Raw genomic sequence first — 17,913 nt, 5'->3', positions numbered from 1 at the left:
ACAACGACAACGGAAACCGTATCATGGCTCAGACAGCTTTAAATATCGTCATCCTCGCTGCCGGCAAAGGCACACGCATGTACTCCAAAATGCCCAAAGTGCTGCACCGCATTGGCGGCCTTCCCATGGTTGAGCGCGTTATCGACACCGCCTCCTCCCTGAATCCCCAAAACATCTGCGTCGTCATCGGCCATGGCAAAGAGCAAGTCTTGGATACCGTCAAACGCGATGTCGTTTGGGTTGAACAAACCGAACAGCTCGGTACCGGCCACGCCGTCAAAACCGCCCTGCCGCACCTTTCCGCCGAAGGCCGCACGCTGGTGTTGTACGGCGACGTTCCCCTGATTGACACAGCCACCCTTGAAACCCTGCTCGAAGCCGCAGGTGACGAAGTCGGCCTGTTGACCGACGTGCCTAACGACCCGACAGGTTTGGGCCGTATCATCCGCGACAGCAACGGCAGCGTAACCGCCATTGTCGAAGAAAAAGACGCTGATGCCACCCAAAAAGCCGTGAAAGAAATCAATACCGGCATTTTGGTTTTGCCCAACGCCAAACTCGAAGCTTGGTTGAACAGCCTTTCCAGCAACAATGCCCAAGGCGAATACTACCTGACCGACCTCATCGCCAAAGCCGTTGCCGACGGTATTAAAGTTCATCCCGTCCAAGTCCGCGCCTCCCATCTGGCCGCCGGCGTGAACAACAAACTCCAACTGGCCGAACTCGAGCGCATTTTCCAAACCGAACAGGCGCAAGAATTGCTCAAAGCAGGCGTAACCCTGCGCGATCCGGCACGTTTCGATTTACGAGGCCGTCTGAAACACGGACAAGATGTCGTGATTGACGTCAACGTCGTCATCGAAGGCGAAGTCGAACTCGGCGACAACGTTGAAATCGGTGCCAACTGCGTGATTAAAAACGCCAAAATCGGTGCCAACACCAAAATCGCCCCATTCTCCCATTTTGAAGGTTGCGAAGTCGGCGAAAACAACCAAATCGGCCCATACGCCCGCCTGCGTCCACAAGCCAAACTGGCCGACGACGTACACATCGGCAACTTCGTCGAAGTTAAAAACGCCACCATCGGCAACGGCACCAAAGCCAACCACCTCACCTACATCGGTGATGCCGAAATCGGCAGCAAAACCAACTTCGGCGCCGGCACGATTATTGCCAACTACGACGGCGTGAACAAACACAAAACCGTCATCGGCGACGAAGTGCGCATCGGTTCAAACTGCGTACTGGTTGCCCCCGTTACCCTAGGCAACAAAGTAACGACAGGCGCGGGCAGCGCGATTACCCGCAACTGCGAAGACGGCAAACTCGTTCTCGCCCGTTCGCGCCAAACCGTCATCGAAGGCTGGGTGCGTCCGGAAAAAGGTGATAAGAAGTAAGGCTGGTCTTTTATTTACTTTCAGACGGCCTTGAGAAACAACAGGCCGTCTGAAATCCAGATTTACCGTTTCAATGAATATAAAACGGCGTTTTCCGACTGCCGCTTTCGGGAGCCGGAGCAGCAGTCATTTTCTCAAACTTTTGATACTAAGGAACTTATATGTGCGGTATCGTAGGTGCTATTCGCGCCAATCACAATGTAGTCGATTTTCTGACCGACGGTCTCAAACGCCTTGAATACCGAGGCTATGATTCGTCGGGTATTGCCGTAAACATGGACGGCAAAATCAAACGCGTCCGCCGTGTCGGCCGTGTGCAGCTGATGGAAGATGCGGCACGCGAAAAAGGCGTGTTCGGCCATATCGGCATCGGCCATACCCGTTGGGCAACCCACGGCGGTGTAACCGAGCCTAACGCCCACCCCCACATTTCCGGCGGCATGATCGCGGTTGTCCACAACGGCATCATCGAAAACTTTGAAGCCGAACGCGAACGCCTGAAAGCGTTGGGTTACACCTTCGAATCGCAAACCGATACCGAAGTCATCGCCCACAGCGTCAACCACGAATACACGCAAAACGGCGGCAAACTGTTTGAAGCCGTCCAAGCTGCGACTGCCCGTTTCCACGGCGCATACGCTATTGCCGTTATCGCACAAGACAACCCTGAACAAATGGTTGTTGCGCGCATGGGCTGCCCACTGTTGGTGGCCTTGGGCGACCAAGAAACCTTTATCGCTTCCGACGTATCCGCCGTGATCGCCTTTACCCGCCGCATCGCTTACTTGGAAGACGGCGACATCGCCCTGCTGAACGCAAACGGCATCGAAAAACTGCTCGACAAAACCGGTGCGCAAACCGAGCGCGCGATTAAAGTGTCCGAATTGTCTTTGGCTTCTTTGGAGTTGGGCCCATACAGTCACTTCATGCAAAAAGAAATCCACGAACAACCCCGCGCCATCGCCGATACTGCCGAAGTCTTCTTAGATGGCGGTTTCGAACCTGAAAACTTCGGTGCGAATGCACGCGAAGTGTTCGACGATATCCACAGCATCAAAATCCTTGCCTGCGGTACGTCCTACTATGCCGCGCTGACTGCTAAATATTGGCTTGAATCCATCGCTAAAGTGCCGACCGACGTCGAAATCGCCAGCGAATACCGCTACCGCGACGTGATTGCCGATCCGAAACAACTGGTCATCACCATTTCCCAATCCGGCGAAACTTTGGACACCATGGAAGCCCTGAAATACGCGCAATCCTTAGGACACAAACACAGCCTGTCTATTTGTAACGTGATGGAATCTGCCTTGCCGCGTGAAAGCGAATTGGTACTGTACACACGCGCCGGTGCAGAAATTGGCGTTGCCTCTACCAAAGCGTTCACGACCCAACTGGTAGTCCTGTTCGGTCTGGCCGTTACCTTGGGCAAACAGCGCGGTCTGGTTTCCGACGAACAAGCGCGTGAATACGTCGAAGAATTGCGCCAACTGCCGGGCAGCGTTCAGCACGTTCTCAACCTTGAACCGCAAATCGCCGCTTGGGCGCAAAAATTTGCCAAGAAAACCAGCGCACTCTTCTTGGGTCGCGGTATCCACTTCCCAATCGCCCTTGAAGGTGCATTGAAGCTGAAAGAGATTACCTATATCCACGCCGAAGCTTATCCTGCGGGTGAGTTGAAACACGGCCCGTTGGCCTTGGTGGACGAGAACATGCCTGTTGTCGTGATTGCCCCGAACGACAGTCTGTTGGACAAAGTGAAAGCCAACATGCAGGAAGTCGGCGCACGCGGCGGCGAACTCTTCGTCTTTGCCGACCTCGACAGCAACTTCAACGCTACCGAAGGCGTGCACGTTATCCGTGCACCACGCCACGTCGGCGTACTCTCGCCGATTGTGCACACCATCCCCGTGCAACTCCTGTCTTACCACGCCGCCCTCGCACGCGGTACAGACGTGGACAAACCGCGCAACTTGGCTAAATCGGTAACGGTTGAGTAAAGCCTAGCTTGAACGATAAAAGGTCGTCTGAAAAGTTTCAGACGACCTTAATTATTAATTGAAGGCAAGCATAATGAATAAAGTCTACAAATACCTACTGGCAATCGCTGCTTTGGCGGCAGCAGGCTTCGGTATATATGAATATACCGCGCCCGACAAATACCAATACTGGAAAGAACTGATTGCCAAAGATCCCAAGCCTGAAGGGGTTTCGGAACAGGAATACAGGGAAAAACTCAGGGCAGGCTATTGCTGGCGGGACAGGAATTTTTACACCCCAGAGGAATTACACAGGAAAGCAATGGTCAGCTTCACAGAAAGAATGCTAGGAGTAGCAATTATTCTACAGAATAGTTCTATTACTACTTTAGCAGGAAATTCTTATGTTGATTGCCAAAAAAACGTAAACTCTTGCAGTGTTTGGCTTATTCCGAAAAATTATACTAACAGACAGTGGGATAACTTATTTTTATCGGCAAAAAAATCCACAGATTATGTTTTATTAGAGGAATACCCTAAAAAACAAATTAAACAATCTATTGATTTAGAGAAGTATTTTATACAATACGGTAATAAGGGATTTACCTTGGTGGCCACAGGTGCAGAAGGGGGAGAATCAGTTTATGGTTCGGACTGTTGTAAGGTTTTAAGTAGAAAGGACGTAGAACCTATAATTAAAAACAGACATTTAATTACTTTTGCAGAAGTTTTTCCTGAGAAATATATCCCAAGCAGTATTGAGATCGAAAATTATGGAATAGGAAATTTTTATTTCAATTCTAGGGAAGTAATTCCAAGTTTGTCCTATTCAAATAAGGAGGGAAAAGTTTCTCATCAGGCAGATTATTCAGAACTTCTCTTAATGAACAATTGTGGTGATGTTCTGTGGAAACCATATTATCATTTATCTTTGTATTGATTATAAAAGGATGTAGGAAATGCCAAATTTAAGCATTCAAAAATCTCTATCGGTTTCTGAGGTAACTATTGATAACGTTTTATCACGATACTTATGGAATAGTCCTACACCACCTAAACGAGAAGATATGGAATTATCGGTAACTCATGAGAAGCGTTTTCCCATCAGAATTAATGCTGTGGATTATATGAAAAATGGTGCAGGGAAATATGCCTCGGCAACAGATTTCAAAATGTTTGAAAATTTTTTTAAGGCTGGGAATTTACCTGCTAGAGAAAAACCTTATTCTTTTGATGAGATTGGAAATAAACTTTATACAGATTTTACAGAACGACAAAGAGTTATGTTTGGTCCTAAAGGAAACGGTTTTACTGTTGCAGTTTCCCAATACGGTATAGACACATCATCCTCCGATTATGTCGAACGCGCCTTTATCTTCGGATCAACGCAGGTAACAGTTACCAAAGCTGACATCGATAAACTCCAATTCTTCGTCCGTCCGGACGGCAGCCGCGAAATTCGCAACCTCAGAATCACGCCCAAAGACGACAACTTCGATTTTATCGGCGGTTCATCTTCCCAAGACGCTTCGGGCAGGATGTTAAAAATGATGGTAGATACGGCAAACGCCGGGTTCAAGAAAGTTATTGATCCGAAAGGTATAGGCAGGTCTGTGCCCCTTGTCTATACCGATACCGACAAGCTGCCGTTTGTCACTATTACGGATAAGGACTTCAAAAAACTCCAGTCAGAGAAATTGAATCGGAAAATATCCGATGCTTTGATAGAAGAAACAGGTATTCCTCTGCTTCGTCAAGGAGGAGGGTTATTTAATAAGCTGAAAAAATCACCAGCCTTATATGATAAAAGCCTGCTGGGGCGTTGGCGAGACATTGAGCAGAATGCCAACGAAAAGTACCAAAAAACCCGTGACCTTATCGAAAAAGATCCGAATATGATGTCTTTGGATGAAAGGGATGAACGCGATCAATACGCGGCGGATATTGATAAACCAACGGCTTTAACTATTGAGGATATGCCGCAAAACGCCCAAAAAATCTATTATCAAGGGAAACAGATTTTTGCTGATTTTTGTGCCCAGAAAAACATCGCTTACGATGCAAATAATTTGGACAATATTGCGATGTCGTTAGCTTCAGTGGCTTATAAAAACAAGATGAGTGGTGTGTCTTTAATCAATATTAAAGGTAATGGGGAAGTCTTGATCGGACACAAAGCCCCTGGATTAATAATGGCTTCTGTAGATATATGGGAAGCGGCTAAGACGCCGGTAGAGGAAAGCCTGAGCCAAATTCAGCAAACGGCACAACGAATTGAATATGAGGAGCAACAAAAACAAATCGTGCAATCCCAATCACATGGAGCGAGGCTTTCTTAAGCAGAATCAAAAGAAAATGTAAAAAGAGGACTTAAATTCTACCAATTATCTACAAATGGTTTGATTGATTTTAAACAAAGTTAAAGGCCGTCTGAAAATCTTTCAGACGGCCTGTTGTTTTAAAGCGTTTTATTCTGCACCGACAACGACGGTGTTGAGGTCTTTGAATTTGACGCGGCGTTGCCATGCGTCGCGGACTTGTTCGACGGTCAGGCTGTTGATGGCTTTTGGGTAGGCTTCCAAGTAGTCGTTAGGCAGGTCGTAGAGGCCGATCAGGCTCAGGTAGTTGAGCAGTTTGTCGTTGGAGTCGTAGCGCAGGGGAAAGCCGCCGACGATGTTGGCTTTGGCCTGTTTCAGTTCGGCTTCGGTCGGGCCTTCGGCGATAAACTGTTCGATGACGGCTTGGGTATCGGCCAGTGAGGCTTTGGTGTTTTTCTTTTGGGTGGAGTAGGAAACGGCAAACGTGCCTTCTTCTGTCGCCGGAGCGAGGCTGCTGTATACGCCGTAGGTGTAGCCATGTTGGTCGCGCAAAACTTTCATGAGGCGGCTGTCGAAACCGCCGCCGCCGAGGATATAGTTGCCGGCAACGAGGGCATAGTAGTCAGGGTCGTGGCGTTTGATGAGGGAGGTGCCGAGCAGGACTTGTGCCTGTGTGCCGGCAAAGGGGATGTCGCGGCGTTGGGCGGTTTGTTTGGGAACGGGTGGGATGGCATGGGTTGCGGTGGCTTTGGCCGGCAGGTCTTTGAGGACGCGTTCGACCAGTTGCTCTGCCTGTTTGCGGTTGAGGTCGCCGACGATGGCGACGATGGCATTGTCTTTGCCGTAGTGGGTGCGGTGGAAGGCGCGGATGTCGTCCAGACTAACTTGTTTGAGGCTGTCAACGGTTATGTTTGCGCCGCTGCCGTAGGGGTGGTTCGGATAGATGAGCTTGGTCAGTTCGCGCGTGGCGGTGTAGTCGGGGGTGGTTTCTTGTTGTTGCAAGCCGGTAATGGATTGGATTTGACGGCGGCGGAAAACGGCTTCGTCAAAGCGCGGACGGGTCAGCGAGTGGTTGAGCAAGTTGGCGGCTTTGTCGCGGATGGCGGCTTTGCTGAGGCTGCGGAAGCCTGCAGATGCGCTTTCGGCATTGCTGTCGCTGCTGATTTGTGCGCCGATGTTGTCGGCTTCGGCATTGAAGGCTTCTTCGTCCAGCTCTTGGGTGCCGTCGGTCAGAAGGGCGGCGGTAAATTCGGCAACTTGGCTTTTACCATCCGGATTGGCGACGCTGCCTGCGCCCTTGAAGCTGACTTCAAGGTCGATGATGGGGTTTTCGTGGCGTTCGACAAGGAGGATTTGGGTGCCGTCGCGGTTGCGCCAGCGTTGGATGTCGGTGGCGGCTTGGACGCTTAAGGGCAGGAGTAGGGCAAGGGCGAGCAGGGTGGGTTTCATGTTGTGGCTTTCTGTTAAGGCCGTCTGAAAGGGTATGTGCTTTCAGACGGCCTGATGTTTATCGGCGTTTGGCAGCTTTTTTGCTTGGCGCGGCGGCAGGTTTTTGCGGCTCGATGATGACGGTACTCATGCGCTCGTCGGTCAACATCCGGGCGGCGGCCTGTACTTCTTGCGCGCTGACTGCCTGTAAGCGGCGGTGGATTTCTTGTTCGTCGGTATATTGGAAACCGCGTGCTTCGAGGCGGCCCATCATGGAGGCTTGGGAAGACATGGAGTCTTTGGCGTAGATTTCGTTGACCGCTGCCTGGGTTTTGACGCGCTGCAATTCTTCTTCGGAAACGCCGTTGTCGGCAATGTCTTTGATTTCTTGGCGCAGCTGGGTAATCAGAGTATCGGTTTTCACGCCTTCGGCAGGCATGGCTATTACGCTGAACAGCGGCATTTCGCGGCTGATGATGTCGTAATGCGTTCCTGCGCTCAATGCGGTTTGTTTGCCGCGCACGAGGTTTTTATCAAAACGGCTGGATGCGTTGCCTGCCAAAATATCGGAGAGGATGTCGAGGGCGAAAGGCATCGTGTCATCGAGTTTTTGGAGTTTCGGTACACGGAAGTTGATGGCAATCAGCGGCTGGTGTGTAACCGGAGAAGTGGCTTTGACCGTAACAGGCTTGCGCAAATAGGGTTCGGTATTCAGTTTGTTGCGCGGCGGCTGGGCTTTGGCCGGAATATCGCCAAAGAGTTTGGCGGCCGTCTGAAGCGTTTGTTTGGCATCGATATCGCCGACAATGACCAATACGGCATTGTTGGGCGCGTAATATTGTTTGTACCACGCGCGCAAGTCGCCGGCTTTTAGGGTGTGCAAATCTTTCATGTAGCCGATGACGGAGGCGCGCATGGACGGTTGGGTAAAGGCGGCAAGATAGGCTTGTTCCCACATTTTGCCGTCGGCCGTGTCTTCCGTGCGCTGGCGGCGTTCTTCGCGGATGACGTTCATCTCGTTAAGGAATTCTTTGTCACTGAAGTTGAGGTTGTGCATGCGGTCGGCTTCGAGTTTCAGAATCTCGGGCAGGTTGGCGGCGGCGACGTTTTCGTAATACACCGTTTCATTTCGGTTGGTGTAGGCGTTGTTTTGCCCGCCCAGCTCGGACACGCGGCGGTTGAATTCACCGGAGGGAACGTCTTTCGTGCCTTTAAACATCATGTGTTCCAAAGCGTGGCTCAGGCCGCTTTTGCCCGGTTTTTCATCCACGCTGCCGATTTTGTACCAAATCTGCGAAACGGCCACAGGCGCGCGGTGGTCTTCTTTGACGATGATTTTCAGACCGTTGGGCAGGGTTTCAGAAAGCGTCTGCGCCCATGAAGCGGCAGGCAGCGCGAAGGCAAGCATTAAAGCAATTCGGCGTAACATGGTTCAATCCGTAAAATGAAAATCAATCGCCAAAGTATAGCGGAAAATCTGAAAGATTGGCCGAATGTTTCAGACGGCCTGCGGCTTTATCTGCTGATTCACATCAAGCGCGGCCGTTGCCAATCTTTACCGTCGCGCCTCATTCGCGGATAATCCCAAACATTCCCGTTTCCAACCATCACAAAGGAATCATCATGGCATTTTTGAAACTGACCGAACAAAATGTTCAAGGCAAAACCGTTCTGATCCGCGCCGATATGAACGTACCGTTCAAAGACGGCAACATCAGCGACGACACCCGTATCCGCGCTTCGCTCGCATCCATCAAATACTGCTTGGACAATGGCGCGTCTGTGATCGTGATGACCCACCTCGGCCGTCCGACCGAAGGCGAATTTCATCCTGAAGACGATGTGGCACCTGTTGCTGCGCATTTGGGCAAACTGTTGGGCAAAGACGTGAAAGTATTGAACGACTGGCGTGAAAACAAACCGACTTTAAACGCCGGTGATGTCGTGATGCTGCAAAACGTGCGCATCAATAAAGGTGAGAAGAAAAACGACTTGGAGCTGGGCAAAGCCTACGCTTCTTTGTGCGACGTGTTCGTCAACGACGCATTCGGTACCGCCCACCGCGCCCAAGCTTCGACTGAAGCCGTTGCCCAAGCCGCACCGGTTGCCTGCGCCGGCGTGTTGATGGCGGGTGAACTCGACGCTTTGGGTAAAGCCCTGAAACAACCGGCTCATCCGATGGTTGCCATCGTTGCCGGCAGCAAAGTGTCTACCAAACTGACCATCCTCGAATCTTTGGCCGACAAAGTCGACCAACTCATCGTCGGCGGCGGCATTGCCAATACCTTCCTGTTGGCAGAAGGCAAAGCCATCGGCAAATCTTTGGCCGAACACGATTTGGTGGAAGAATCCAAAAAAATCATGGCGAAAATGGCGGCTAAAGGCGGCTCTGTTCCGCTGCCGACCGATGTGGTTGTCGCTAAAGCCTTTGCCGCCGATGCGGAAGCTGTGGTGAAAGACATTGCCGACGTTGCCGAAGACGACATGATTTTGGACATCGGCCCTAAATCCGCTGCTGCTTTGGCCGATTTGCTCAAAGCTGCCGGTACGGTCGTATGGAACGGCCCGGTCGGCGTGTTTGAGTTTGACCAATTTGCCGGCGGTACCAAAGTATTGGCCGAAGCGATTGCCCAAAGCGATGCGTTCTCGATTGCCGGCGGCGGCGACACTTTGGCGGCAATTGCCAAATTCGGCGTAACCGATCAAATCAGCTACATCTCTACCGGCGGCGGCGCGTTCCTTGAGTTCTTGGAAGGCAAAGAGTTGCCTGCCGTTGCTGCTTTGGAAAAACGCGGCGCATAATCGGTTTTAATATCGATTGTTAAAAATAAAGGCCGTCTGAAATCTGGAAATCAGGTTTCAGACGGCCTTTTGTTTTTTGGTTTTTATTTGAGGAAGTGTTTAGCTGGATTCAACGCCGATGGTTGGCAGACTTGTTGCTAAACAGTCTGGAAAGCGTCCGGCTCTTTTCAGACGGCCTCTACGTCGGCCTGTCGGTGCAATGCCTGATAGCACGGGGTAAGCTGGCGGATGATCAGGTCGAGCTGGTGTTTGAGGATGTGGTCTTGCTGCGCTTGTGTGTTTTGTTCAAGCTCGGCAAATTCCTGACGGATTTGGGTCATGGCCGTTTCAAAAGCCTCGGGGTCGGTTTGGGGCATTTGGGTCAGCAACTCGGCGATGTGGTGGGTCAGCTTGGCATAGGGCGCAAAGCCGTCGTTGCCGTCGATTCGGACTTGGTCGCGGTATGCGCCGAGCGCGGAAATGTGGCCGGTCAGCGCATAGCTGGTTTTGAGCAGGGTAAAACCGTCTTGCAGGCGGTCTTGGTATTTTTTCGGGTTGCTGCTCATGTCGGACAGGGTGCTGCTGAGGGCGGCGGTGCTTTCGTGTGCTTGGCGGCGGGTGAGGCGGTAGTCGAAATCGTCGCGGCTGCCGTTTTGCAGCTGGTCGAGGATGGCGTCGAGATAGCGGCCGTTGGCAGTGATGGTTTGGGCGGCAGTATGGCTGAGGGTCAGGTAACGCCAATCGGGCCAGAGGTAGGTGGCGGCGGCCCATGCGATAACGGAACCGACGATGGTGTCGATGATGCGGATGGGCATGGCGTGGTACACGTCCAAACCGGCAAGCGAGAGGCTGGTCAGGGCTTGGATGGTGATGAAGAAGGTGGAGAAGCTGTATTTGTAGCTTCGGGTCATGAAAAACAGGGTGGTGCTGGCGATGACAATCCAGAGTTTGGTTTCAACGGACGGGGTGAAGTAGGGGACGAGCGAACCGACAATTACGCCGAGAATCGTGCCTGCGATACGTTGGTACACGCGGCTTTTGGTGGCGGTGTAGTTGGGCTGGCAGACGAAAAGGGCGGTCAGCAGAATCCAGTAGCCGAGGTTGAGATGGAGGATTTCGACAATGATGCAGGCCGCGGCCACGACGATGGAGAGGCGGGTGGCATGGCGGAAGACGCCGGATTCGAAATTGAGCTGGCTGAGGACGGTTTCGCCGATATTGCGGAACTTGGTGTTTTCAAGGGCGGCGATGCGGGTGTCGGCATTGTCGTTTTCGGCAAGGGACGCATCGTTTTGCAATTGCCGCAGTTGGTAATCGACGCTGCTGAGGTTGTCGAGCAGACGGCGGATATTGTGGAGGTTGGCATTGTCGGCATGGGTTTCGGCAAAATGGCCGAGGGATTGGCGGCAGCCTTCCATGGCGCGGCCGAGGCGTTTGCTGTATGCGTAGGGTTTGTTGTTGCGCAGGGAGGAGGCAACGTTGCGGCACGCCTGGCCTTGCATTTCGAGCAGGCGGCGGATGCGGAAGATGAGGTCGGTGTTTTTGAGCTGCTCGGCCATTTCGCTGTAATCGACGTGGGCGGAGCTGATGCGTTCGTGCATGTCTTGCGCGCAGAGGTAGTAGCGCAGCATTTTGGCGGTACGCGGATGGCGGTGTTGGCCGCGCAACCGGTAGAAAAGTGCGCCGCGGCATTGGTTGAAGGCGGTAATCACGCCGGTGTTGCTCATGGCCAAGTCGATTTGACGGTTGCCCAACCAAGCGGCTTCGTCGGGATCGAAAAAGTCGGCTTTGGCATCGAAGTAGTTGCTGAGTGCGTCGTAGGCGTTGGCAACGGTTTCTTGGACGGGGCGGTGGGGCAGGATGATTTGGAAGATCAGGGTATTGACGCTGTATAGGACAGTGCCCAACAGAATCATGACGGGGTTGGTCAGCCAGTAGGTTTCTGGTGTGTAGGTCAGCGTGGTGTAGGTGGCGACGGCGAGCGCACCAAAAGCGAAGGTGCGGTATTTGAGGCCGATGGTGCCGAGGATGGTGAAGCCGAAAGTCATCAGGGTCATGGCCAAGATGAAGGGAACGCCTGTGCCGATGGTGCTTTGGGCAAGCAGTGAGGAGAGGGTAAACAGGGCAACGGTGATGACGATGTTTTTCAGACGGCCTGTGAGGCGGTTGTCCAAATCGACCAAACCGCCGGCAATAATGCCGAGTACGAAGGGCATTACCAGTTTGGGCGTGTTGAAGTGCCAAACGAGGGTGGCGGCGATGAACACGCTGGCGAAGACGGGCAGGGAGGCAATGATCAGAGGTTTGAGCGGCGGAGTGTTCATGATGGTGTTGTTTATTATTCGTTATGAGGTGAATGATTGGATTTTAGCAGGATTTTCAGTTGGTTTCAGAATGCTTTAAATGAGATAAGGCCGTCTGAACGGATACGGGGAAATACTTGATTTCGTTTCCACACCTGTTCAGACGGCCTTTTTTTGGCTTGCGCCATTAGGTCATCAGGTTGAGGTCGCTGATGCGGTCGTAGAGGCGTTCGGTATTGTTGCCCTCGTCGTGCATTTGAATGCGCAGGCGCAAATCGTTGGCGGATACTGCTTGGCGCAGGGCTTCGCTGAGTTCGATTTGGCCTTGTGCGTAGAGGTTGAAGAGGTTTTGGTCGAACGTCTGCATGCCGTTGCTGCCGGAGCGTGCCATTAGGTCGCGAATTTCTAGCAATTCACCTTTGAAAATCAAGTCCTGCATGGCCGGCGTGTTGAGCAGGAGGTCGGTAACGGCCGTGCGTTGGCGGTTTTTCTTGATGGTGAGGCGTTGGCCGATGATGCCGACGAGGTTTAACGCCAAATCCATCAAAACCTGTTGGCGGCGGTCTTCCGGATAGAAATTGATGATGCGCTCGATGGTTTGGGAGGCCGTGCTGGCATGGATGGTGAAAACGCACAGATGACCGGTTTGAGCCAGTTGGAGGGCGTATTCCATGCTTTCTTCGCTGCGGACTTCGCCGATACAGACGACGTCAGGCGCTTGACGCATGGCGCTTTGAACGGCGGTTTTCCAGTCGTCGGTATCGATGCCGATTTCGCGCTGGGTGAAGATGCTGCGGCAAGGTTTGTAGATAAACTCGATGGGGTCTTCGATGGTAACGATATGGCCGGGCAGCTTTTGGTTGCGGTAGTTGAGCATGGAGGCCATGGTGGTGGACTTACCCGAACCGGTCGGGCCGGCGAGGATCAGCAGGCCGCGCGGCGCGAGTGCAAGCTCTTGGAGTTTTTCGGGCAAACCGAGGGTCTTCATTTCGGGAATGTCTTGGCTGACGCGGCGCAATACCATGCCGACGCGGCCTTGCTCGTGGTAGGCGTTGACGCGGTAGCGCGTGTTGCTGCGCGATTGGACGGAATAGTTGATTTCCCAGTCGCGGTTGAAGGCTTCGAGCTGGTCGGGGTTCATGGTGGATTCGGCGATGGCGGCGGTGTCCGCGCCGGTCAGCGCTTTGTGGGGCATGGGCGTGAGGGTGCCGCCGACTTTGATGGCAGGGGGAAAGCCTGCGCTGATGAAGATGTCGGACGCGTTGCGTTTTTCGGCCTCTTCACACATACGGTCGAGCAGGGGGTGAAGATGCGTGCCGATTTCGGCCGGGGTGGGGATGTGCGGTGCTTGGTTTTTTTGTGAGTAGGCTTGCACCATTTCGCTTAACAGGTCGTGCAGAGGGGCGAGGTCGCTCATGATGATTCTCTTTAAAACGGGTATTCGGTCAGGCTGAAAGGCCGTCTGAAAACGGGATGATGGGGTTCAGACGGCCTGAGTATGGTTTAGAAAACAGAGAGGTTTTCGATGTTTTGCGCCTTACTGCGTGCCAGCTCGGGGCTGATGGTGCCTTGGCGGACAAGGGTTTGCAGGGCTTGATCGAGGGTTTGCATACCGTGGGCCTGACCGGTTTGGAGGGCGGCGTTGATTTGGGCGATTTTGTTTTCGCGGATGAGGTTGCGCACGGCCGGTGTGGAAATCAGGATTTCGTGCGCGGCGACGCGGCCATTGCCGTCGCGGGTTTTCAGCAGGGTTTGGGAAATGATGGCGCGCAAGGATTCAGACAACATGGAGCGCACGATTTCTTTTTCGCCTGCAGGGAATACGTCGACAATACGGTCGATGGTTTTGGCGGCGCCGGTCGTGTGCAGCGTACCGAAAACCAAGTGGCCGGTTTCGGCGGCGGTCAGGGCGAGGGAGATGGTTTCAGGGTCGCGCATCTCACCGATCAAAATCACGTCTGGGTCTTCGCGCAGTGCGGAACGCAGTGCGTTGGTGAAGCTGTGGGTGTGCTGATGCAGCTCGCGCTGGTTGATGAGCGCCTTTTTGCTTTGGTGGACGAACTCAATCGGGTCTTCGATGGTCAGAATGTGGGCCGGTTGGGTTTCGTTGATGTAGTTGACCATCGCCGCCAGCGTGGTGGATTTACCCGAACCGGTTGGGCCGGTTACCAAGACCAAACCGCGCGGATTTTCGGCAATTTTTTGGAAAATGCGCGGCGCACGCAATTCTTCCAGCGTCAGGACGGTGCTCGGAATGGTACGGAATACGGCGGCCGGGCCGCGTTCGGTCATAAAGGCGTTGACGCGGAAACGGGCAACATTAGGCAGCTCAAATGAGAAATCGACTTCAAAATCCTGTTGATAGAGCTTGCGCTGGTGGTCGTTCATGACCGAGGTAATCATGGTACCGACTTCTTCCGAGCTCATCTCGGGCAGGTTGATGCGGCGGATGTCGCCGTGTACGCGTATCATGGGGGAAATGCCCGAACTCAAATGGAGGTCGGAGGCTTTGTTTTTCACGCCGAACGCGAGTAAGTCGGTAATCTGCATAATGTGGCCTTGTTTTGGTTTAGAATAATAAAATCGCTTTATTTTAAATAGATAAATCCGTTCGACCAAGTAAAATTTTCAAAATGCCGAGTGATGAACGGGTTAAAGGAGAAAACCATGTCGGTATTGCAACAAAACTATCAGGACGTATGCCGGGCGGTTGAACAGGCGGCTGAGGCTGCAGGACGGCCTGCGGATGCGGTGAAGCTGGTAGCGGTCAGCAAGACGTTTCCGGTAGACGATATCCGCGAAGTGTATGCGGCCGGTCAGCGCGATTTTGGCGAGAACTATATTCAGGAATGGTTTGAAAAAACGGAAACGCTGGTCGATTTGCCGGATATTGTTTGGCACGTTATCGGCGATGTGCAGTCTAATAAAACCAAATTTGTGGCCGAGCGCGCACATTGGGTGCATACGATAGGCCGTCTGAAAACGGCGCGGCGCTTGAGCGAACAAAGGCCGTCTGAAATGCCGCCGTTGCAGGTGTGTATTGAAGTAAACATTGCCGCGGAAGAGGCAAAACACGGCGTGGCGCCCGATGAAGCAGTCGAGCTGGCCCTTGAAGTGGCCAAGTTGCCGAATATTAAAGTGCGCGGATTGATGTGTGTGGCCAAGGCCGACAGCAGCGACGATGAGTTACGCGGCCAGTTTCACACCATGCAACGGCTGTTGGCTGAGCTGAACGCGGCAGGCGTTGAAGTAGATGTTTTGTCTATGGGTATGTCCGGAGATATGCCAATCGCGGTAGAATGCGGCGCAACCCATGTCCGCATCGGCAGCGCGATTTTCGGCAAGCGGCATTATCCTCAATAAAAGTAATAGGCCGTCTGAACAGGGCAGACAGCAGTTTCAGACGGCCTGATCGATATCACAAAGGAGTGACATATATATGAATATCTATTTTCTTGGCGGCGGCAATATGGCGACTGCCATTGCAGGCGGTTTGGTCAAACAAGACGGCTATCGTGTCCACATTGTCGAACGCGGCGCCGAAAGACGGGCGCAACTGGTGCAAGAATTGGGCGTAGCCACTTCTGAAAACCTACCCGAATTGAGCGCGGACGACGTCCTCATCCTCGCCGTCAAACCGCAAGATATGCAGGCAGCTTGTCAAAACATTCGTTTGAATGGTGCGCTGGTGTTGTCCGTAGCGGCAGGTTTGTCCATCGATACCCTCAGCCATTATCTAGGCGGCACACGCCGTATCGTGCGCATTATGCCCAATACGCCGGCCAAAATCGGGTTGGGCGTATCCGGTATGTTTGCTGATGCAGGCGTTTCAGAAGCCGACCGCACAGCCGCTGACGGTATCATGCGCTCTGTCGGTACAACCGTTTGGCTGAACGAGGAAGAGCAACTCCACAATATTACCGGCATCAGCGGCAGCGGCCCCGCCTATGTTTTCTATCTGTTGGGCGCGCTCCAAAATGCGGCTTTGGCACAAGGTTTCAACGAACAAGACGCACGCGAACTGAGCCTCGCCACATTTAAAGGCGCCGTGGCTTTGGCCGAACAAACCGGCGAAGCATTTGCACAATTACAGCAAAACGTAACTTCCAAAGGCGGCACGACACACGAAGCCATCGAAACCTTCAAAGCCCGTCACGTTGCCGAAGCCATCGAACAGGGCGTAGAAGCCTGCGTCAAACGTTCGCAAGAAATGGCGCAACAATACAAGGCCGTCTGAACATGCGCGGCGACTTGCTCCTATTATTGGCAGACGCTATTGCCATCCTGTGTATCACGCGCTTTTTGCTCCGATATGCAGGATTGGCAGCAGAACACCCCCTGCTCAAATTCAGCATACAGGCAACAGGCTGGCTGACCAAACCTTGGCAAAAAGCATTTCCATCCGGCGAGAAAACCGATTGGTACTGCCTGCCAGCAGGTTTTCTGGTGTACTACCTTGCCTGTACTGCCATTATTTTCATCTCGCCGGCGCTGTCTATCAGCAATAAGCTGATTTTGGCAAACTTCTGGTTTGCCGCACTCCATATGCTGAAAGCCGCGGCCTATACATTACTTATCGGTCTGATTATTAGAATGGTGTCCAGCATACAGGGCCGCTATTCGCCGTTGACCTATGCCATCGAACGAATCCTGCAACCATTGCTCAAACCGTTTTCCTTTTTGCGCGTAGGGCGATACGATTTTTCAGGTAGTTTGTTGGCACTCTTATTATGGTTGTGGCTGGCTCGATGGTTTCCCCAACTTATCCAGCAAACCAACCTATGGTTGCTTCAATAGGCCACCTGAAAGCGCAGCAGGTATTAACGACCAAAAATACAACGTCCTAAAAAGCGCTTTAATACATTTAGGTGTAAGGTAGTGCAAAAAAGTGCAAATCGAAATATAAAGAACAAATGAATAGGTAAAACATGATATGATTCGCCCAATTTCCAAAACGGAAATTCAAGAAAACCCAATAAAAGCAAACCCGTAGCATCCAAATCATTAACAACAAACCGAAAGCAGACACCATGGCAAAGCTGACAGAACAAGATATTTTAAACTGGGATGGTCCTGAAGAGGACTACATGAACAGCGACCAATTGGCCTTCTTCCGCGAACTACTGGTTAAAATGCAAGAAGAACTGATTGAAAATGCAAACACCACTACCGGCCATCTTCAAGAGCACGAATCCGCCCCCGATCCTGCTGACCGAGCTACTCAAGAAGAAGAGTACGCTTTAGAACTGCGTACCCGCGATCGCGAGCGTAAACTTCTCAATAAAGTGCAAGCGACTCTCCGCAGCATTGACGAAGGCGATTACGGTTTCTGTGCTGATACCGGCGAACCCATCGGCCTCAAACGCCTGCTGGCACGTCCGACCGCGACATTGTCCGTAGAAGCGCAAGAGCGACGCGAACGAATGAAAAAACAGTTCGCCGACTAAAATATAGACATAAAACCTCAAAAAGGCCGTCTGAGACCAAAATTTCAGACGGCCTTTAGTTTGTATTTTTTTGTATGTATGGATAGTGTAGGAAGTTTGCTAGAGTTTTTTTATCAAATAAAAACCCTGTTAAAACAGGGTGGTGGTTAAATTTCAGAAAATAATTTTGCGGAAGGTGTTGACTGGTTTTGTTGGTAGGCGTATAGTTCGGTTCTTCGCTGCTGACGCGGTGAAGAAAACGAAGCAGACAGTATAACACA

15 protein-coding genes and 1 pseudogene are annotated in these 17,913 nt (G+C 52.2%); 10 read left to right on the top strand and 6 right to left on the bottom strand.

Translation table 11 applies throughout. The features are described from left to right. Positions 1-23 precede the first annotated feature (23 nt). The 4 genes from glmU to O3661_RS00065 all read left to right on the top strand — a co-directional run bounded on the left by glmU (position 24) and on the right by O3661_RS00065 (position 5,715). On the top strand, positions 24-1,397 hold the full coding sequence (gene glmU / locus O3661_RS00080) for a bifunctional UDP-N-acetylglucosamine diphosphorylase/glucosamine-1-phosphate N-acetyltransferase GlmU (RefSeq protein WP_371491851.1): 1,374 nt from the start codon (positions 24-26) through the stop codon (positions 1,395-1,397). 161 nt (positions 1,398-1,558) lie between these two features. Then, positions 1,559-3,397 carry a glutamine--fructose-6-phosphate transaminase (isomerizing) gene (gene glmS, locus O3661_RS00075; protein WP_371491850.1) on the top strand — a complete coding sequence of 613 codons (1,839 nt, stop codon included), beginning with the start codon at positions 1,559-1,561 and terminating at the stop codon, positions 3,395-3,397. Positions 3,398-3,470: 73 nt separating this feature from the next. Beyond that, positions 3,471-4,316: a hypothetical protein gene (locus tag O3661_RS00070; RefSeq protein ID WP_371491849.1), complete on the top strand. Its 846-nt coding sequence runs from the start codon at positions 3,471-3,473 to the stop codon at positions 4,314-4,316. Positions 4,317-4,335: 19 nt separating this feature from the next. Next, on the top strand, positions 4,336-5,715 hold the full coding sequence (locus tag O3661_RS00065) for a calcium-binding protein (protein ID WP_371491848.1): 1,380 nt from the start codon (positions 4,336-4,338) through the stop codon (positions 5,713-5,715). A gap of 129 nt (positions 5,716-5,844) precedes the next feature. On the opposite strand, the gene O3661_RS00060 is transcribed toward O3661_RS00065, so the two are convergent. Together O3661_RS00060 and O3661_RS00055 are read right to left on the bottom strand one after the other, a co-directional pair. Beyond that, entirely contained in the window at positions 5,845-7,143 is a 1,299-nt protein-coding gene (locus O3661_RS00060) for a M16 family metallopeptidase (protein WP_371491847.1), read from the bottom strand. Positions 7,144-7,201: 58 nt separating this feature from the next. Beyond that, entirely contained in the window at positions 7,202-8,551 is a 1,350-nt protein-coding gene (locus tag O3661_RS00055; RefSeq protein WP_371491846.1) for a M16 family metallopeptidase, read from the bottom strand. 15 nt (positions 8,552-8,566) lie between these two features. On the opposite strand from O3661_RS00055, the gene O3661_RS00050 reads away from it, so the two are divergent. After that, the gene (locus O3661_RS00050) at positions 8,567-8,704 is read left to right on the top strand and encodes a hypothetical protein (RefSeq protein WP_159068255.1); all 138 of its coding nucleotides are present in this window, start codon (positions 8,567-8,569) and stop codon (positions 8,702-8,704) included. Positions 8,705-8,745: 41 nt separating this feature from the next. Next, entirely contained in the window at positions 8,746-9,924 is a 1,179-nt protein-coding gene (locus O3661_RS00045; RefSeq protein ID WP_004519232.1) for a phosphoglycerate kinase, read from the top strand. A gap of 167 nt (positions 9,925-10,091) precedes the next feature. Here the strand turns inward: O3661_RS00045 and yccS are convergent, their stop codons facing one another. The 3 genes from yccS to O3661_RS00030 form a co-directional block, all read right to left on the bottom strand. Continuing rightward, positions 10,092-12,227 carry a YccS family putative transporter gene (gene yccS, locus O3661_RS00040; RefSeq protein WP_371491845.1) on the bottom strand — a complete coding sequence of 712 codons (2,136 nt, stop codon included), beginning with the start codon at positions 12,225-12,227 and terminating at the stop codon, positions 10,092-10,094. Between the two features lie 166 nt (positions 12,228-12,393). Beyond that, positions 12,394-13,623 (bottom strand): PilT/PilU family type 4a pilus ATPase, encoded by a 1,230-nt coding sequence (locus O3661_RS00035; RefSeq protein WP_371491843.1) that lies wholly within the window; start codon positions 13,621-13,623, stop codon positions 12,394-12,396. A gap of 86 nt (positions 13,624-13,709) precedes the next feature. Continuing rightward, a complete protein-coding gene (locus O3661_RS00030) occupies positions 13,710-14,756 on the bottom strand; it encodes a type IV pilus twitching motility protein PilT (RefSeq protein WP_004519239.1) in 1,047 nt (348 codons plus the stop codon). Between the two features lie 117 nt (positions 14,757-14,873). Here O3661_RS00030 and O3661_RS00025 point away from each other — a divergent pair, with 117 nt between their 5' ends. The 4 genes from O3661_RS00025 (at position 14,874) to dksA (ending at position 17,653) form a co-directional block, all read left to right on the top strand. Then, positions 14,874-15,569 carry a YggS family pyridoxal phosphate-dependent enzyme gene (locus O3661_RS00025; protein ID WP_371491841.1) on the top strand — a complete coding sequence of 232 codons (696 nt, stop codon included), beginning with the start codon at positions 14,874-14,876 and terminating at the stop codon, positions 15,567-15,569. Positions 15,570-15,645: 76 nt separating this feature from the next. Further along, positions 15,646-16,443: a pyrroline-5-carboxylate reductase gene (gene proC, locus O3661_RS00020; RefSeq protein ID WP_371491839.1), complete on the top strand. Its 798-nt coding sequence runs from the start codon at positions 15,646-15,648 to the stop codon at positions 16,441-16,443. A 2-nt stretch (positions 16,444-16,445) separates the two neighbouring features. After that, on the top strand, positions 16,446-17,003 hold the full coding sequence (locus tag O3661_RS00015; protein WP_070461561.1) for a YggT family protein: 558 nt from the start codon (positions 16,446-16,448) through the stop codon (positions 17,001-17,003). 233 nt (positions 17,004-17,236) lie between these two features. Further along, positions 17,237-17,653, top strand: coding sequence for an RNA polymerase-binding protein DksA (gene dksA / locus O3661_RS00010; protein ID WP_004519243.1), 417 nt, complete (start codon positions 17,237-17,239; stop codon positions 17,651-17,653). A gap of 55 nt (positions 17,654-17,708) precedes the next feature. Here dksA and O3661_RS00005 read toward each other — a convergent pair. Next, positions 17,709-17,913, bottom strand: a pseudogene (locus O3661_RS00005) (hypothetical protein); the annotation flags it as partial.

Origin of the sequence: Neisseria sp. 20925_1_37, from assembly GCF_041433255.1 — a bacterium.
Lineage (GTDB): Bacteria > Pseudomonadota > Gammaproteobacteria > Burkholderiales > Neisseriaceae > Neisseria > Neisseria flavescens_D.
The sequence above is the reverse complement of the archived record's forward strand: the minus strand, read 5'-3'. Positions and strand labels throughout refer to the sequence as shown.

Excerpts from the sequence above, each read along its gene's own strand:
- O3661_RS00035 (WP_371491843.1), bottom strand. The coding sequence starts at position 13,623 with ATGAGCGACCTCGCCCCTCTGCACGACCTGTTAAGCGAAATGGTGCAA.
- glmU (WP_371491851.1), top strand. The coding sequence starts at position 24 with ATGGCTCAGACAGCTTTAAATATCGTCATCCTCGCTGCCGGCAAAGGC.
- O3661_RS00045 (WP_004519232.1), top strand. The coding sequence starts at position 8,746 with ATGGCATTTTTGAAACTGACCGAACAAAATGTTCAAGGCAAAACCGTT.
- O3661_RS00015 (WP_070461561.1), top strand. The coding sequence starts at position 16,446 with ATGCGCGGCGACTTGCTCCTATTATTGGCAGACGCTATTGCCATCCTG.
- yccS (WP_371491845.1), bottom strand. The coding sequence starts at position 12,227 with ATGAACACTCCGCCGCTCAAACCTCTGATCATTGCCTCCCTGCCCGTC.
- O3661_RS00060 (WP_371491847.1), bottom strand. The coding sequence starts at position 7,143 with ATGAAACCCACCCTGCTCGCCCTTGCCCTACTCCTGCCCTTAAGCGTC.
- O3661_RS00025 (WP_371491841.1), top strand. The coding sequence starts at position 14,874 with ATGTCGGTATTGCAACAAAACTATCAGGACGTATGCCGGGCGGTTGAA.
- O3661_RS00070 (WP_371491849.1), top strand. The coding sequence starts at position 3,471 with ATGAATAAAGTCTACAAATACCTACTGGCAATCGCTGCTTTGGCGGCA.
- glmS (WP_371491850.1), top strand. The coding sequence starts at position 1,559 with ATGTGCGGTATCGTAGGTGCTATTCGCGCCAATCACAATGTAGTCGAT.
- proC (WP_371491839.1), top strand. The coding sequence starts at position 15,646 with ATGAATATCTATTTTCTTGGCGGCGGCAATATGGCGACTGCCATTGCA.
- dksA (WP_004519243.1), top strand. The coding sequence starts at position 17,237 with ATGGCAAAGCTGACAGAACAAGATATTTTAAACTGGGATGGTCCTGAA.
- O3661_RS00065 (WP_371491848.1), top strand. The coding sequence starts at position 4,336 with ATGCCAAATTTAAGCATTCAAAAATCTCTATCGGTTTCTGAGGTAACT.
- O3661_RS00030 (WP_004519239.1), bottom strand. The coding sequence starts at position 14,756 with ATGCAGATTACCGACTTACTCGCGTTCGGCGTGAAAAACAAAGCCTCC.
- O3661_RS00050 (WP_159068255.1), top strand. The coding sequence starts at position 8,567 with ATGAAAATCAATCGCCAAAGTATAGCGGAAAATCTGAAAGATTGGCCG.
- O3661_RS00055 (WP_371491846.1), bottom strand. The coding sequence starts at position 8,551 with ATGTTACGCCGAATTGCTTTAATGCTTGCCTTCGCGCTGCCTGCCGCT.